The following is a 17,480-nucleotide window of genomic DNA, read 5'->3' as shown; positions in this document are numbered from 1 at the left end:
ATCGTCAATGGAATAACGACAATAACTAAGACCTCAGGAGGTCGAGAATGTTGAACAAATCTTCTCTTGCTGCTTGTATTTCCGCACTTTTAGTAGGGCAAGCCAGTGCTGCCGGCTTTCAAGTGGCCGAACACTCCGCATCCGGTTTAGGCCGAGCGTTTGCAGGTGAAGCGGCCGTGGCAGACAATGCCAGCGTGCTGGCGCGTAACCCCGCTGCAATGATGCTGTTTGAGACAGCACAATTTTCCGGAGCGTTGTCGATCGTCGATCCCGATGTCAACGTGGATGATCTTTCGAACAACCAATCAATGAAAGATGTCGCGCCACTGCAAATTGTGCCAGCGGCTTACTACATCAGCCCAATCAATGAAAAATGGGCATGGGGTTTTGCCATGTTTACCACTTACGGTGTGGCGACCGACTACCCCAATGAGATTTACGCAGGCGATTTAGCGGGAGATACCTCTTTAATTTCCGTCAATCTCAACCCCAATATCGCTTACCGAGTGAATCAAGAATTCAGTCTAGGTTTCGGTTTAGATCTGGTTGCTGCAAAAGCAGAATTAACACGCCATAAAGGAGGATTAGCACCTTTTGTCGGTGGAAATCCTAGCGATAACTTGATTGGTATGACGGGCGAAACTTTTGGTGTGGGCTGGAACATTGGCGCACTTTACGAATTGGACGACCAAAACCGCATCGGTTTTGGCTATCGCTCACGAGTTAAACTCAATTTTGATGATGGTGAATTCTCCAGTTATGACTCCGGCATTGCTACCAGCGCAGTCTTTCCGGGGCAACTCAAAATCGAACTTCCTGCGATTTGGGAGCTCTCCGGTTTCCACCAACTCAACGACCAATGGGCCGTGCATTACAGCTATCAGCAAACGGATTGGAGCAGCTTTAAAGAGCTCACCGCAACTTCCAGCCAATGTAAAAACGGCACTTGTTTCCAGAAAATTGAAAAATACGAAGACAACGGACGCTGGTCTGCAGGAGCCACTTACACCCTGAATGCAGCTTGGACACTGCGTGCAGGATTGGCTTTTGATGAACAAGCTGGCGAAGCAACGTTGAGTATTCCTGACAGTGACCGTTTCTGGTATTCGGCGGGCTTCACCTACTCCATCACCCCACAATTGACTATGGATGCGGGTTTCGCACTGGTACAAAGCCGCAAAGGCTCCTTTAACGAGAAAAATCAGATTGGTCAGAGCCTCAAATTTGATTCTGAGGCTGTCGCCTATATCAGCGCCTTGCAATTGAATTACCGCTTTAATTAATTCCGGAGTCAAACATGAAACAGGTTATCAAGCTCTCCCTTCTCTGCTCAGCGCTCTGGTTAGCTGGCTGTGGCAATGAAACCACCAGCTCAGGTGCTAGCTCGCTTGTCGAATATGAATCCTATATTCAACAAGCGTTGAAACGTGACACCACCATTAAATTTGCTTTAAGTGGCAGCAATGCCAATGTGCCTCTGCCTTCTTTTGCTTTGATGAATGCCAATGATGGCACGTTAGAAATTCCGCCGGGAAGTGATACTTCCGGAGCTAACCCACTAGTCGCGATGGGGCAAGTGGATGGCTGGCCAATCACTATGCCACTGTTTCTTGATTTTAAAGGAACAGGCTTAGCCGATGGCATTATCTCTTCGGGCATTTATTTGTACGAGTTAACCGATTCGATGACGGGATCTCCCAGCATCAAGAGGTTATTAGCGAATGGTGCGGATTACACCGCCATATCGAGCGCCGCTTCCGATAAAATCATCATTATGCCTAAAAAAGCGCTTAATGCTTCTTCGGAATACATTTTGGCAGTGACCTCGGAAGTTGCAGATACTAACGGCGATCCAGTGGGCACTTCTTCCAGTTATGCGGCACTGAAATCAAAAAACAAGATGTACACCGAGGGCGACATTGCGACGCTGCAAAAAGTAACTCAAGGGGTTGAAAAAATCTTCCAGCTGAGCGGTGTCGATGAGACTCAAATCGTCTATTCCACATGGTTTTCCACTCAATCGGTGAGTAACACACTGTTTGCGACTCGTGGCGCAACGGCATCAGCTTTTGCCAGCGGCAGCAACCAATTAGAAACCGTTTGGAAGCAAACCGGAATTGGGCTCAATACCGCTTACACCATGCAGTTAGAAACACCCGTTGATTTCGCCGCGGCACTAACGGCCGACAACAATTTCAGCACCTATATTGGCGCAGATAAAAAAGCGGCTATTTTAGCCACATATACTGCAAACTCGGTTAACGTCACCAAAGGTACAGTACGTCTGCCTTACTACCTAGAAACAGGCAGTAACTGGAATACTCAACCTTTTGAATCCGCAATGCCGAGCCTTGCAAAGATCAAAGCGGCGTTAGCAGACAGTAATGAACAGCTCACGATCGGCGCACAATTGCTCGCCGCAGGGGTCGATACCAGCAAGCTTGCGACGGATACCAGTGAACAGCTCAAACTGATTGGCCTCACCTTGACCAAATCGGATGGCAGTCAGCTTGACCCTGAACGTTACATCACGCGTTATTCGCCAGTACCGAAAGTGAAGTCTGTGCAAGATGTGCCGTTCCTGCTCTTTACGCCAAACAGCAGCACGCCAACCAATATCGTGATTTATCAACACGGTGTCACTTCAGCGAAAGAGAACGCGTACGCTTTCGCGAAAAACCTGACGGCAATAGGGCTTGCGGTGATCGCCATTGATCTACCGCTTCACGGTGAACGCAGTTTGGACAGTTCGCGCTCAGCAAACAGCAATGCGCTTGCCTATATCAACCTGACTTACTTGGCAGTGGCTCGTGATAATTTACGCCAAAGTATTCTGGATGTGCTGGGGCTGCGTGCGGCATTAACCCTTTCCCAATCGCTGTTCAGCGGTACGCCACTCTCTGGCATCAATGTTGGAATGGGCTCAAAAGTGCGCATGCTGGGGCATTCGTTAGGCGGCATTGTTGGTACTTCAGCCATCGCTGAAAGTAACAAAACATTGGGTTCAGCTTCTGCCAATGCCTTGTACAGTTTTTCTGGCGCGGCGATTCAAAACTCGGGTGGTCAAATTTCCAACCTGCTCTTAGGTTCGGAGTTCTTTGGCCCGCAAATCAAACACAATGTCGCGTTAAGCGCGAGCACTGAGTACAAAGGGTTTGCTGATGCACAGTGTGCCAGCCTAGACGATACGGCGTGCTATAACTTGTTCACCACATTGGCAACACAAGAGCAGATCGCACAAGTGACCTCGGGCTTCCAATCATTTTCTTACGCCGCACAAACACTATTAGATACGATTGATCCGTATTCTGTGGTCAGCACTAAGCTACGCAGTGGCGCTCTTTCTACTTCGCTCTATTTCTCGGAAGTGAATGAGGACAGCGTGGTACCAAACAAAGTCAGCAACCCATTGGGTACTCTAGTCTATCTAAGCCCTGATTTCGCAGGTACCGAGCCTCTGGCTGAATTGCTTAGCTTAACCGCGGTGAATGCGGGACAGACAGCGCCTTCAGCAACGGCCAGCTTCGTCCAGTTTAACGGTACAGCGAAACACTCTACTTTCGTTGCACCACAAGACTCAGGCCTTGCAGACTACAGTCATCATGTCGAGATGCAAACAGAAACAGCTGACTTCCTTGTGGATGACAGCTTAGGTGCCATTGCTGACACGACAGTATTGAAGTAAGGCAAGAAATAACACCTGCTGGGTGTCCGAACAACAGTCCAAAGCGCACTCACCGAGTGCGCTTTTTTTAATGACAATCACAACCCTATTAAACAGTGAGTTATATGGAGATTAATATTAGTTAAACGGAAAGCCATCAATGGCAAAACACAATAAGCATTCCACTGACTTTTAAGCTCCGACAAAAAGTGTGCCGCCTATGGGAAAACAAGGCTTGCCTGTAATGACAAAAGTATCAACATTGTTCTATAGATCTATGAGGTAGCGAGTCTTTGTAAAAATAAAATTTATATCGATAAGGAGCGTGTATGTGGTGGGGAAAAAAGGATGTCGTGGATACCAAAAACAATGATATTTCCATTTACAATGCAGCATTTCATAGAGCTGTTTATACGCAAGTACCCTATATCGAATTTTCTCCTGATGGATACATTCTTGATGTGAATGACCACCTTTTAAGAATGTTTGGATATGAAAAACAAGAGGTTATCGGAAAGCATCATAAAGAGTTATGTTTCCCTGAAGATGTAATAACCGCAGAATATAAAAAACTTTGGAGTGAATTAAGGCAAGGCAAATCCCAAAGAGGACGCTTTATTCGCAGATCAAAATCCAATAAAGCCGTTTGGCTTGAAGCAACCTATTTCCCAACCATCATTGATGGCCAAGTCGTAAAAGTGGCCAAATTAGCTTCCGATGTCACTGAACAACAGTCAAAACTTGAGAGAAACCAAGCTTTGATCACGGCTTTAGATAAATCCTTGGCGGTCATAGATTTCGATCCTGAAGGCAATGTATTAGCGGCAAACAATAACTTCCTGACCTGCTTGGGGTATCGCTTAGACGATGTTATATCAAAGCACCATCGAATGTTTTGTGATTCAGATTTTTACCGAGAGCATCCTGATTTTTGGCATGAATTGGCATCTGGTGAAATAAAACAGGGGCTATTCAAGAGAATCGATCGCCACGGACAGCCAATCTGGTTAGAAGCAACCTATAATCCCATTTATAACCATGAAGGAAAGGTTGTAAAAATCATTAAAATCGCGAGCAATATTACTGAACGAGTAGAACGTGCCAATTTAATTAAAGAAGCGGCCACGAAGGCGTGCAGCATTGCAAATGATACGGTTGAAAGCTCAAATAAAGGGCATGATGTGATTCGAAAATTATTGAATGCCACCAACAATGTCACCCTATCAGTCGGTCATGTCAGCGAACAAATCAGCATGCTAAATACACAATCTAAGGATATCGAATCCATTATTTCCACCATAAGTGGCATTGCTGACCAAACCAACTTATTGGCACTCAATGCGGCGATTGAAGCCGCACGCGCTGGTGAGCAAGGTAGAGGCTTTGCGGTGGTGGCAGACGAGGTGCGGCAACTTGCCGGAAGAACCTCCAGCTCGGCCGATGAGATTGTTACCGTTATTAGAAAAAATTCAGATATTGCCTCAAAAATAACGAAAACCGTGGAAACGGTTTCAAAAAATGCGTCAGAAGGACAGCTTCAAGCGAATGATATTGCAAGTGTGATAGATGAAATTATGCACGATGCAAATTCTGTATCCGAAACCGTACAGAAATTATCGCTATGAAGCCAACAGGAGTAATTGGTGATGATCTACTTTGATTCAACAAAGGATAATTCGATTAAGCTGTACGATGAAAAAGCAAAAATTGATGCGCTTGATCGAGCGTTTAGCATTGTTGAGTTTGATACACAAGGGAACATCGTCACTTTAAATGATAATTTCTTAAATTTATTTGGCTACACTAAAGAAGAATTAATTGGTTTCCATCATCGAAAGCTTTTGAATAGAAATGATCAGGATAAACATGATGCATTTTGGTCTCGAGTTTTGCGTGGTGACATTATGTCAGGTGAGTTTAGACGCATCAATAAGTTCGGAATGGATGTCTGGATTAATGCGTCTTACACTCAAATTAAAGATAATAGCGGAGCTGTCATCGGCATTTTAAAGCTCGCGGTAGATACTACCGAGAAAAGGAATAAAGAGGCCTATAACAAATCGAGAATCGACGCTATATATCGTTCTCAATCAGTCATAGAGTTTGATTTGGATGGTCATATCTCATATGTAAATGCTAACTACTGCAAGCTATCTGGTTATAATCCAAAACAAATCACGGGGGAACACCACAGCGTATTATGCCCTCCTGAGTTTACTGGCTCCCCCGACTATGCGCTGTTTTGGAATAGATTACGAAATGGTGAGTTCATCAGTGGAAAATTTGAAAGAATCGGTTTTGATGGGAAACATTTTTGGATTCAAGCCTCTTACAACCCCATTTATGATTCAGATGGAAAAATATTCAAAATCACAAAATACGCTTATGATATAAGCGAAAACATTAAAATGGAAAAGTCATTAAAAATGCAGCATGACATTTCCTCCATCATCGCTAATGCCCAACAAAATTTTTTACTGAATAGAAATTTACCTCATGCCTGCGATCAGATATTAGATCCCATCCTACACCTGACTGACAGCGAATTTGGCTTCATTGGGATCATCCAAAAACAGCAAGATGAAGTCTTGCTATATATTCCTTCTATCACAAATTTAAGTTGGAATAAGGACACGAAAGAATGGTATGAAAATCAAAAAAGCACTAATAATGGGCTTTTATTCCGAAACTTTGACAATTTATTTGGTCAAGTTATTAAAGAGAATGTCATTGTTTGCACGAATGACCCCGAATCACATTCAGCCAGTAAAGGAACTCCACCTGGCCACCCAAAAATCAAATCGTTTTTAGGCATTCCGATTCGTACGAACGATACCATTACAGGGATGATAGCGATTGCGAATAGAGCCGATGGATATCATCAAGATATCATTGATGCTCTGATGCCTTTGGTCGCCATGATGGGCAGTCTCATCCATGCCAGAAAGCTTGAAGATGAACGCAACATTATAGAGGAAACACTTCGATTTAATGCCGAGCATGACTTCCTGACTGGCTTACCCAACCGAAATAGTTTCTTCCAACATACTGATAAAATTTTCCATAGTTTTAATATCGCCTCGCATCCTTTGAATAACAATTGCCTGGCCATAATAGACATCGACCATTTCAAAAAAATCAACGATACATACGGCCATATGGCTGGAGACTCGATATTAAAACAATTCTCAGAGCTGCTATCTAAGCAATTTCGGGATATTGATATATTCGCTCGCATTGGTGGTGAGGAATTTATCGTCCTTCTCAAAGCAACGAGTCTACCATTGTCCTTAAAAATTATTGAACGCTGCCGGGAAATTGTAGAAAACCATATTTTTAAATTCGATGATGCAATCATCAAGGTTACATTTAGTGCGGGTGTCTCACAATTTTCAACTGCCTTTAAAAATGTAGATGAATGGGCTCGTGATGCCGACGAAAAACTGTATGAATCAAAGAGCAAAGGACGAAATAACGTATCTTAACCGCCTGACTTTCTCAAATAATATCTTACAGAAACAGGGCTTTGAAAAAGAATAGATTTTCCAACCGAAGAAATAAACGCCCCATAAAAATATGGAGCGTTTGCTTTCACTTAGGTTATTACATTAATCACTCGACTAATTGAGGCTTAATGTGACACCAGAGTAGTTACTGTAACCACGCAACATTACATGGTAAGTCGTGCCCGCTAATGCTGAAATGGTACATTGTTCCGCATTGCCTGGACGGTATGGTCGGCAATCCCAAGACGTGGTTGTCGGTTTGCTACCCGCTTTAACATACAGATCCACATCACCCGTACCACCGCTGGTGGATACGACGACACTGCCTGACGCCGCTACCGTGAATGTATAGAAATCTTCACCATTGCTTGAGCCTGTCAGTCCTGTGATCGGCTTGCCTTTTTCCAAGACGTTATTGTTGGGTGGCGTTGTACCACAAGCGGCGTTCACACCGACTGTGTTAAACGCTGCCACAACATCAGCCGTGTTATAGCTGAGATCCTGAGCCGCTTTCACCACTCCACATGCCCCTTGATCAAACGTGCTGTTTGGCGTCCAGTACAACTGGTTGGCAACGGCAAACACTTCAAAGCCTTTGCGCACGTTCCAACCCGCTTTATTCGCGAGTAAGTAATACGCACGGTTAAAGACACCACTAGAATGGTGAACATCCATACCGCTGTAATACTGAGAGGCGTGATCTATCGAACGTCCATCACGCGATGGTTGATCGAAATAACGCAATCCGCCCGCCGATTTAAAGATATCGGAGCCCACGACCCAGTCGACACTGCCACGCATAAAGAATTCAGCGGCTTCACCAGCGATATCTGAGTAAGCTTCGTTAATACCACCCGACATATCTTTATAGACAAGGCCAGAATTTTGCTCGGTAAAACCGTGGCTCACTTCGTGCGCACTGACGTTAATATCCACTAAAGGATAAAAACGGGTATTACCGTCACCAAACGTCATTGCCCGACCATCCCAGAACGCATTCTCATAGTTACTGCCGTAGTGCACACGCATGGTCAGTTGGAAGGTCAATGGGGAAGTATTCAGCCACTGCTGATACATGTCGAACACGACTTTACCAAAGTAGTGAGCATCGTTAAGCGGTGAATAAGCCCCGTTCACGGTTTTCACACTGTTGTAATTGGTGCTGTCGTTACAGGCATAGTTGAAAGCCGTTGAACCTGTGGTTCCCCCATTGAGGTTCACTGTTTTTACTGCACTGTTATTCATGGTGCAGGTGGTGCCCGTTTTATCAATACTGAAACCGGGTAAACCATTACTGCCATATTCATAACGGCCCGTTTTTTTGGTTGCCGCCAGGACCCGTTCCTGTTGCAACGGCATGGTTGATACCATCCCACTGCTCCAGTACTTCTCCCGTTGCCGCATTAATAAAGTAGAACGGGCGTGCTGGCGTTTCTGAAGCAACAAAGAAATCCACCAAGTACACCAGTTGCGCTTGTTGGTTTTCATCCAAACGCACCAACAACTGTGCATTTTCATTTTCAATTGGCAATGTTTGGCCTACATCGATCGCATGCTGCTGACCAAAATGACTCACCGCCAAAGCAATGGCTTGTTTGCTTTCGATATCAGGTGCCACAGTGGGAAGATCGGCTTCCAACTGTTGTGCCATTTGGCCGTACACCTGAGAAATGCCTTTTTTCGATTCTGTCGCCACCACGACAGTACCGTACACAGGCACGCCATTGTAAAGCTGCTGATAGCGCACTTTCACTTTGCTATTGGGAAGTTGAACCGTATTCACGGCTTTAAAACCACTAGCCGCAGGCACCACGCTGTATTGCTGTTGTGCAAGCGCTTGTTCGACAATCGACACATCATCAATTGTCACCATTTGCGCTGCGTAAAGAGGGAAACCGGTAGCCGCACCGGCCAGAATTAGCCAATTCAGAGGACGTTGTATCTGTTTCATTTCTCAATCCTAGAGATGTTGAGTTTATTAAGCGTTGAACCGCTCCTATCAACGCCGATTGCACGTAAAATTACGTGTCCACTCAAGGTGGTACAGATAAATTGAAAACGCCAAAGCTGGGTTAGAAAAAAGTAAATGCTGGGTGTGAAGTTTACGTGTCACAAACTACTCATTAAGCCCAAGTGCCACACATGAACAGAAAATTTAATGCTTTATAAATCAGGTCGATAATTTTCTATTGATAAATTTGCGTCTTTTTAAATAAACACCCGACGGCAGTAATGAAGAGAAAAGAAAGCGCAGCCGTGAAATTGGAGGGATATCACATTGAAAAATGAGAGAAAACAAAGCCGCTCATTGAGCGGCTTAGCTTAATTCAAACGGGTTTAGAACTTATAGCCACCAGCGATCATAAATACCCATGGATTAATTTTCACATCGGTAGATTTGGCATCAGAACCTGCTTTGTAGGTTGCCGTCGTTTCAATATTGGCATACCACACAGAAGCGTTGAGGAACCAACTGTCATTAAGCATGTAATCCACACCCGCATTTGCAGCCAGACCCCATGAATCATCCAGTTTCAGATCACTCAGACCTGCACCTTCACCTGTGCTGTTGAAGCCTTCATCAAAGAAAGTGGTGTAGTTCAAGCCTGCACCCACGTATGGGCGAATCGTAGAGTTTGCTTCGCCAAAATAGTATTGAACCATGAAAGTCGGCGGCAGATGCTTGGTTTTACCAATATCACCTAGGTTCGAAAGATCGGTAGAAATTTTGTGTGAAAAAGGCGTCGCAGCCAATACTTCGAAACTGATGTTATCAGTGAACATATACCCCAATGTTAATCCCAACTGAGTATCACTGTTGACTGAAAGTTCGCTTTGACTGCCGAGAATTTTGTCACTGCTGTCGTTAGGTACTACCGAAGCAATACCCGCACGTACAATGAAATCACCTTCTTGGTGAGCCAATACAGGAGCGGAGATAAGGGCTGCAAGCACGGCTACGCCGCAAATTGTTTGTTTCATGACGTTTTCCTTTTTTGTAGGGCTATGTTGTTATCTTTGTGTTGCGCCGCACAGTAGCACACAAAAACCACACAAACTTGATGGAAATCAATTTGCATCATTTAGGCACATGAATAATGTGTTTTTGCAACTTGCATCACTTTTTGCAAACATTCTTAACACTCATCTAATGCGGCCTTGCCGTGCCATGGTGGCATCAAATATGCAACAGATTCGTTGTTCCCTTAGTGGAGGATAACGACATGGACAATCTCTACAAGATCGAGTCATACAGTGATGAAGCCGTTAATACGATTGCCGATTTCATTCGATCCAGAGGCGGCAGATGTTGCGTGGCAGGCTTTGCGGTGATCACCAACCACCCTTTTCGCGAGCGTGAAGCTTGGCGCTTACTCCCTTTGGTTGGCAAGGTCACCGACAGTTTAAGTGATTGGGATATCTCTCAGTTTGAAGAGTTGGTCGCCAACGTGACTCATTGAATGCACTTGTCTTTACTTAACCAGATATTCAAACCATCCCAAATGCGCCTCGCAGGAGGCGCACACTCAATCTTTGTGGTTTATCTCGGCTCAAAAAAGTAAAAAACACCCGCTATAACAGGGCTGACGGCTTTAAACCGCGCTTTAGTACTCAAACTTTATCATTAAGTGCGACTCGCATCAGATGTACATCTTTTCTAAATATTGAATTTCACATAAGCTCAGCGCGCAAAACCGTATACCGCAATCCGGAATTGTCCAGTATTTGAGCACAACAGGCGCAGAAATATATTTCCATGTTGCTTCCTACTTCTCCGAAACTAGGCCTCTTATACTTAACATCAGCCCTGTTACATACCGAACCTTTGTCTTAATTAACCGCTTAGTGAATTCAAAATGAAGAAGCTTTCTCTCCTTGGTAGTGTTCTCTTGGTATGCAGCAATTTACTGATTGCCGCACCAACGCATTCCGCCGATTCGGCCACTGCCACACCCAAAGCTACGGTAAAGAAAACCGTAAAAAAGCAGGAACTTGCTGCTAACAGCGCACTGGTGATCGATCTGAAAACCAACGAGGTTATCTATTCGAGCAACCCGGATGCCGTTAGACCCATAGCTTCCGTCACCAAACTCATGACGGCGATTGTCACCTTAGACGCTAAATTACCCATGGACACTAAGCTACCCATCACGATAAAAGAAGCAAAGGAGATGAAGGGAATACACTCTCGGGTACGTATCGGCAGTGAAATTAGCCGTAAAGACATGTTACTGCTCACCTTGATGTCTTCGGAAAACCGAGCCGCCGCCAGCCTTGCCCACCATTATCCTGGTGGCTATAAAGCCTTTATCAAAGCGATGAATAACAAAGCCAAAGCCTTAGGGATGAAAAACACTCGGTTTGTTGAACCCACCGGTCTTTCAGAGAAAAACGTCTCCAGCGCACGCGATCTGGTGTTGTTACTCAAAGCCAGTAAAAAATACCCCATGCTCGGCCAACTTAGCGCTACTGAGAAGAAAACCGTGACCTTTGCAAAACCACGATATTCTCTTGATTTCCGAAACACAAACCGATTGGTGTTTAACGATAACTGGAAGATTGATCTGACCAAAACTGGCTTCACCAATGCTGCTGGGCATTGCCTTGTGATGCGCACCCAAATGGGGAAACGCCAAGTGGCTTTCGTGGTGCTTGATACCAAGGGCAAACTTTCCCCAGTCGGTGATGCTAACCGCCTACGCACATGGCTAGAAACCGGCAAAGTTACCCCACTCCCCGCCGATGCGAAACAATATAAAAAGCAACGCAACCAAGAGCAGATCGCAAAAATCAGTAACCACTAAGTTTTGATAATAGTTTTGTATGCGAATGAAATACCTGTTTCATCAATGTTTCTGTTTTGACCAAGCTTAACAAGCGACTAATAAACATCTGTCGTATATAACTAGAATAGCGACAGGCTAACATGTTAGCGTATTGATCTTCATACATCTTAAAAAATATGATACGAGAGCACTTGCTTATTGGAGGTGGTGATATGCAGATTTAATGGCTACCCAACATGCTCCTTTCAGCTTTATGACAAAAATGTCATTCTGAAGAAAGAGTAGTGTCAGGGGCATTGTTGAAAATAGAGTCATTGAAAACAAGCACTCAAGGTTAAAAATATGAAATCTATCAAAACTGCTCTTATCGCAACCGTAATCGCAATGACCAGTGCCTCTGCACTTGCTCAACCACTTTTCGTTGGTGGAAACTATGTAAACCGCGAAGAAATAAAAACCATCTCAGTCCCCCCTACTTCAACGTCAAATGAAGCTTATAAACAAGCGTTAGCAGAACTCAGCTCTCTGAAATTGATGACCTCTAAAGATTTACTTAAAGAACTGAATATATGGGACTTTGATGTTGCCTCTCGTAGCGTACATCTCAAAGAAGGTGGGTTTGTGACGGTACAAGAACGCATGAATACGGATGGTCAACTGGAATATATGGGCAAAGTGAGCATAAAAGTGCATTATGCGACACGTGATAATAATCGCTAGCCATCCAGCCCATCGAAAAGAGTATAGCTTTTTAACAGCATACTCTTTTCATTTTGTGCAAAGCCATAAACCCACACCACAATTCAAGGTAAAAGACTTTGAAAATACTGATCGTTGAAGATGAACAAAAAGCCGGAGATTATCTGAAGAAGGGCTTAATTGAATCTGGGTATGTTGTGGACTTGGTCTGCGACGGTGTCGATGGGCTCTATCATGCAACAAGTGAGACTTATGACCTTATTCTACTGGATATTATGCTGCCCAAGCTCGATGGCTGGCAGGTGCTGAATACTCTGCGTAGTAGCGGAATTCACATTCCGGTTATCATGCTCACAGCCAAAGAACAAGTAGAAGATCGCGTGCGTGGTTTTGAGCTAGGAGCAAATGATTACGTGGTAAAGCCGTATGCATTTGCGGAGTTATTGGCCAGAATTCAAAATATTTTTCGTCATCATCGCCTTTCGCAACAAATTGAATCGCCCCAAATACTGCGCGTGGCTGACCTCGAACTCGACATGATAAAACGAGTGGCTATTCGCTCAGGACAATCCATGATCCTCACCGCCAAAGAATACGCACTGTTAGAGCTGTTAATGCGTAAAAAGGATCAAGTGCTTTCACGTACCACCATCGCCTCACTGGTCTGGGATATGAATTTTGACAGTGACACCAATGTTATCGATGTGGCAGTAAAGCGCCTACGTAATAAAGTAGATAAGCCGTTCGAACAACCATTGATTCATACCGTAAGAGGAATGGGGTACAAGCTAGAAGATCTATCCAATGCTTAAATTTTCACTTCCGTTTTCCATGAAAAAAAAGCTCATTCTGATGTTCATTGGAACAACGTTTTTGACTTACTTTTCGTTGGCTTTCATTCTTCAATACGCGATAGAGCGTCATTTTTACGTTCAAGATTTCAGTTATATCTCAAGTAAGTTCTATGTCATTAATCAGGAACTAGAAAAGTCGCCAGAAGCATTGTTTAAGCAATCAAGTAATAACTCATTGAATATGTGGGTGTTAGATGGTCAAAACGTTATTTTCCAAAATTCTAGCCTTAAGATCCCCGTCGAGGGAGCCTATCCTCTCAGTTCACCACATACTTTAAACCCAGGGAAAGCAATAGAATGGAGCGAGGATTCCCTATTTATTCGAGCCTTCGCGTTTAAATCAGGAAAATATGTCATCGTTTTAGGTATGAGCATCAATCATCACATGCTCTTTTTGGACAAACTTAATTGGATTTTATTTTGGTCACTCGGCTTCGCATTCTTAGTCTCTTCCGCTTACAGCAGCCTTATTGTGAAGCGTGGACTCGAACCCATTGCAACATTGAATCAGCACATCCAACAAATATCACCTGAACAGTTGAACTTACGCCTCACCCCTGAATCCGTACCTACCGAATTAAGAGATCTGGCGAACACGCACAATGCCATGTTGGATAGATTGCAAACTGGGTTTCTACGCTTAAGCGAACTTTCTTCTGATATCGCCCATGAATTGAAAACACCATTAACCAATATCATGACACAGAATCAGGTCATACTCGGTAACCGTAGAACTCCAGAGGAGTATCAGGATGCCATTGCTTCTACCTTAGAAGAACTTAACCGCATTACTCGAACCATCAACGACTTGTTATACATCGCCAAAGCGGAAAACAAACTGATTAATCGCAACAATGAACTCTTCTCAGTTCAGGACGTGCTTTCACGTCTGACCGAATATTTTGAGATATTGGCTGATGATGCCTCAATAAAAATAAAATGTACTGGTGAAGGTAAACTCTTCATGGATAAAAACATGTTTGAGCGAGCAATTGGGAACTTACTTTCCAATGCGATTCGGCACTCCTATGCTGAATCAACGATTGTCATCGATGTACAAAATACAGGAGGACAGCTCACTATCTCGGTCACCAATCAAGGAGAAACGATTCCTCAACAAAATCTACGCTATCTTTTTGACCGATTTTATCGAGTAGATAAATCACGCCAACACTTCGGTAGCATTGGGGCGGGCCTGGGATTATCGATCGCACAATCAATCGTTCAGGCCTATGATGGAAAAATCATTGTCAAGTCAGAGAATGAGTGTACAGAGTTCCAGATAACTTTACATTCCGCTATGTATTCCTAGCATAGTTGCCCAATGTCCTGTTTTTAAAAGTTGTAAAAAGCCACCTGCATAGAAGGTAGTTTGGGGATTGGAAATACACGTTTTTATTTAGCTAAGAGTTCGTTTCTCACAATTTCAGCACCAGCGCTTAATGAACTGAGTTTTGCGCGTGCAACATCTCGAGACAGTGGTGCCATACCACAGTTTGTACATGGGTAGAGCTTGTCGGCATCGACATATTTCAGTGCGTTACGGAGGGTCGCGGCAACTGCTTCTGGTGTTTCAATGCTGTTTGTTGCTACATCAATAGCACCAACCATCACTTTTTTGCCACGTACCAATTCTAGTAACTCCATTGGTACATGAGAGTTATGACACTCTAGAGAAATGATATCGATATTTGACTGTTGCAGTTTAGGGAACACTTCTTCGTATTGACGCCATTCACTACCTAGCGTTTTCTTCCAATCAGTATTGGCTTTGATCCCGTAGCCATAACAAATATGTACTGCGGTTTCGCATTTCAAGCCCTCGATAGCACGCTCAAGAGCTTCGATACCCCAATCATTCACTTCATCAAAGAAAACGTTGAACGCTGGTTCATCAAATTGGATGATGTCCACACCTGCTGCTTCAAGCTCTTTTGCTTCTTCATTCAGAATTTTAGCGAACTCAAGTGCTAATGTTTTACGAGATTTATAGTGTGCATCGTAAAGAGTATCAACCATAGTCATAGGCCCAGGCAGTGCCCACTTGATGGGTTTATCTGTCTGAGAGCGTAGGAATTTTGCATCTTCTACAAACACCGCTTTTTGTCGAGACACTGGCCCCACAACGCTTGGCACACTAGCTTCGTAACGGTCACGGATTTTCACCGTTTGGCGATTTTCAAAATCAACGCCATGTAGATGTTCTATAAAAGTGGTCACAAAGTGCTGACGAGTCTGTTCACCGTCGCTCACAATGTCTACCCCTGAGATTAATTGCTCATGCAGTGCAAGACGTAGCGCATCATATTTACCGTCTATCAACTCTTGTCCTTCTAATTTCCAAGGAGACCAAAGTACCTCTGGTTGAGCTAGCCATATAGGTTTAGGCAGGCTACCTGCCGTCGAAGTTGGGAGTAATTTTGTCATAATCTGGCTGTTCTACTATCTCGTTGACGATTAAGCGTATTGCGCTGACCATTGTTCAAGAACCGATTGATAAGGTTTGATGAAGACTTCTTCAGCATACTTACCTTGTTTTATAGCGAGTTGAGTGCGCTCTTCGCGGTCATACACAATGCCAGTTAAAGAATGGGTATCGCTTTTCAAATTCGCCTGATAACGTTCTCCTGATACTGTGTTAGCAAAGTAAATCTCAGGGCGATAAATCTTTTGGAATGTTTCCATGGTGCTTATCGTGCTGATAAGTTCCAAATTGGTGTAATCGTTTAGCAGATCGCCAAAGAAGTAGAAAGCAAATGGCGCAACGCTATTTTTCGGCATGAAGTAACGAGCTTGTAGGCCCATTTTCTGGAAGTATTGTTCAGTTAACGACAAATCATTCGGCTCGTATTCAACACCCAGAATAGGGTGTTGGTTGTTCGTGCGGTTATACACTTTGCTATCTGAAACACTTAAACAAATCACCGGTGATTTTGTGAAGTTTTGTTTGTAACTTTCTGAGTTAACGAATGACTTAAATATGCTGCCATGCAAAAGGCCAAAATCTTCTGGTACAGAGAATTGCGATTTGCCTTTATTATGATCAAGTAAACGCACGCTAAAATCGTAATCACGAACATAAGAAGAGAAGTTGTTACCTACAATGCCTTCAATGCGTTGATCTGTCTTGCGATCAACAATATAGGTTTTTAGCACTTCAATGGATGGAATTGTGTCGCTTGTACTTTCCATTTTGATATCAGCAGAGATAATTTCCAACTCGACCGAGTAACGGTCACCCGTTGGGTTATCCCAACAAGCCAAGTCGTTGAAACGGCGGTCTATCATGTGTAATACACCACGCAAGTTCTGCTGACGATGTTCGCCACGAGCTAAGTTTGCAAAGTTAGTCGTGATACGAGTGTTGTCTGATGGATGATAATTTTCATCAAGACGAGTCTTTTTAATAGTAAATGTAAAATTCTGAGTCATGAGCGTTATCTTCCGTGTGAATTAGATGAAACTAAAATCATCCTTCGCTAAATTCATGACTCATTTATAACTGGTTAACTATAACGTTAATAATGTTGTTACTTGATGTTAACTATGAGAAAAATTCATGTTTGGTGTGCTCACATAAAAAATATTAAAACAGAAGATGAAATTACGTCTGTTATAAAACTGATCTACACCATCAATACTGGACTATCACTCTTTTAGGGCTAAATTAAGGCTTTTGAAAGGCTGTATTAGGTCGTGTTTTTCACCTTACTGTTTATAGCCAAAAAACAAAGCGCCCCTTACGGAGCGCTTTGTGGAGAGATTTTCGGTTACTGCCAATCGAGGATTACTTTGCCGGAAGCCCCGCTGCGCATGATGTCGAAGCCTTTTTGGAAGTCATCCACTTTGAAGTGATGAGTGATAATTGGGCTGATATCAAGACCCGATTGAATCAGGCTCGCCATCTTATACCAAGTTTCAAACATATTGCGCACCATTCATTTTTGTTTTTTAAAATCAATGCATTAAC

12 protein-coding genes and 2 pseudogenes are annotated in these 17,480 nt (G+C 43.6%); 9 read left to right on the top strand and 5 right to left on the bottom strand.

Annotated elements, in window-relative coordinates:
- The first annotated feature begins 47 nt into the window (after nucleotides 1-47).
- The 4 genes from D908_RS07900 (at nucleotide 48) to D908_RS07915 (ending at nucleotide 7,149) form a co-directional block, all read left to right on the top strand.
- A complete protein-coding gene (locus tag D908_RS07900; RefSeq protein ID WP_005525039.1) occupies nucleotides 48-1,283 on the top strand; it encodes an outer membrane protein transport protein in 1,236 nt (411 codons plus the stop codon).
- Between the two features lie 14 nt (nucleotides 1,284-1,297).
- A complete protein-coding gene (locus D908_RS07905; RefSeq protein WP_005525037.1) occupies nucleotides 1,298-3,685 on the top strand; it encodes a VolA/Pla-1 family phospholipase in 2,388 nt (795 codons plus the stop codon).
- 308 nt (nucleotides 3,686-3,993) lie between these two features.
- The gene (locus D908_RS07910) at nucleotides 3,994-5,289 is read left to right on the top strand and encodes a methyl-accepting chemotaxis protein (RefSeq protein ID WP_005525035.1); all 1,296 of its coding nucleotides are present in this window, start codon (nucleotides 3,994-3,996) and stop codon (nucleotides 5,287-5,289) included.
- 21 nt (nucleotides 5,290-5,310) lie between these two features.
- Nucleotides 5,311-7,149: a sensor domain-containing diguanylate cyclase gene (locus D908_RS07915; RefSeq protein ID WP_005525033.1), complete on the top strand. Its 1,839-nt coding sequence runs from the start codon at nucleotides 5,311-5,313 to the stop codon at nucleotides 7,147-7,149.
- Nucleotides 7,150-7,284: 135 nt separating this feature from the next.
- On the opposite strand, the pseudogene D908_RS0119535 reads toward D908_RS07915, so the two are convergent.
- Both D908_RS0119535 and ompW read right to left on the bottom strand, forming a co-directional pair.
- Nucleotides 7,285-9,121, bottom strand: a pseudogene (locus D908_RS0119535) (M4 family metallopeptidase).
- A 386-nt stretch (nucleotides 9,122-9,507) separates the two neighbouring features.
- Nucleotides 9,508-10,152: an outer membrane protein OmpW gene (gene ompW / locus D908_RS07920; RefSeq protein ID WP_005525031.1), complete on the bottom strand. Its 645-nt coding sequence runs from the start codon at nucleotides 10,150-10,152 to the stop codon at nucleotides 9,508-9,510.
- Nucleotides 10,153-10,394: 242 nt separating this feature from the next.
- Here ompW and D908_RS07925 point away from each other — a divergent pair, with 242 nt between their 5' ends.
- The 5 genes from D908_RS07925 (at nucleotide 10,395) to D908_RS07945 (ending at nucleotide 14,822) form a co-directional block, all read left to right on the top strand.
- The gene (locus D908_RS07925) at nucleotides 10,395-10,631 is read left to right on the top strand and encodes a hypothetical protein (protein ID WP_000369569.1); all 237 of its coding nucleotides are present in this window, start codon (nucleotides 10,395-10,397) and stop codon (nucleotides 10,629-10,631) included.
- Nucleotides 10,632-11,027: 396 nt separating this feature from the next.
- The gene (gene pbpG / locus D908_RS07930) at nucleotides 11,028-11,975 is read left to right on the top strand and encodes a D-alanyl-D-alanine endopeptidase (RefSeq protein WP_005525029.1); all 948 of its coding nucleotides are present in this window, start codon (nucleotides 11,028-11,030) and stop codon (nucleotides 11,973-11,975) included.
- A gap of 324 nt (nucleotides 11,976-12,299) precedes the next feature.
- On the top strand, nucleotides 12,300-12,677 hold the full coding sequence (locus tag D908_RS07935) for a DUF3316 domain-containing protein (protein WP_005525027.1): 378 nt from the start codon (nucleotides 12,300-12,302) through the stop codon (nucleotides 12,675-12,677).
- A 98-nt stretch (nucleotides 12,678-12,775) separates the two neighbouring features.
- On the top strand, nucleotides 12,776-13,468 hold the full coding sequence (locus tag D908_RS07940; RefSeq protein WP_005525025.1) for a heavy metal response regulator transcription factor: 693 nt from the start codon (nucleotides 12,776-12,778) through the stop codon (nucleotides 13,466-13,468).
- Nucleotides 13,461-14,822 carry a heavy metal sensor histidine kinase gene (locus D908_RS07945; protein WP_005525023.1) on the top strand — a complete coding sequence of 454 codons (1,362 nt, stop codon included), beginning with the start codon at nucleotides 13,461-13,463 and terminating at the stop codon, nucleotides 14,820-14,822. The genes D908_RS07940 and D908_RS07945 overlap by 8 nt, the downstream gene beginning before the upstream one ends.
- Nucleotides 14,823-14,905: 83 nt before the next feature.
- Here the strand turns inward: D908_RS07945 and D908_RS07950 are convergent, their stop codons facing one another.
- From D908_RS07950 to D908_RS20505, 3 genes and pseudogenes are all read right to left on the bottom strand, one after another.
- Nucleotides 14,906-15,937 (bottom strand): methionine synthase, encoded by a 1,032-nt coding sequence (locus tag D908_RS07950; RefSeq protein WP_005525021.1) that lies wholly within the window; start codon nucleotides 15,935-15,937, stop codon nucleotides 14,906-14,908.
- A 30-nt stretch (nucleotides 15,938-15,967) separates the two neighbouring features.
- Nucleotides 15,968-16,942: a DUF1852 domain-containing protein gene (locus D908_RS07955; protein WP_005525019.1), complete on the bottom strand. Its 975-nt coding sequence runs from the start codon at nucleotides 16,940-16,942 to the stop codon at nucleotides 15,968-15,970.
- A 338-nt stretch (nucleotides 16,943-17,280) separates the two neighbouring features.
- Nucleotides 17,281-17,442, bottom strand: a pseudogene (locus D908_RS20505) (L-threonine 3-dehydrogenase); the annotation flags it as partial.
- Nucleotides 17,443-17,480: the final 38 nt, after the last annotated feature.

Origin of the sequence: Vibrio mimicus CAIM 602 (genome assembly GCF_000338875.1) — a bacterium.
Lineage (GTDB): Bacteria > Pseudomonadota > Gammaproteobacteria > Enterobacterales > Vibrionaceae > Vibrio > Vibrio mimicus.
The sequence above is the reverse complement of the archived record's forward strand: the minus strand, read 5'-3'. Positions and strand labels throughout refer to the sequence as shown.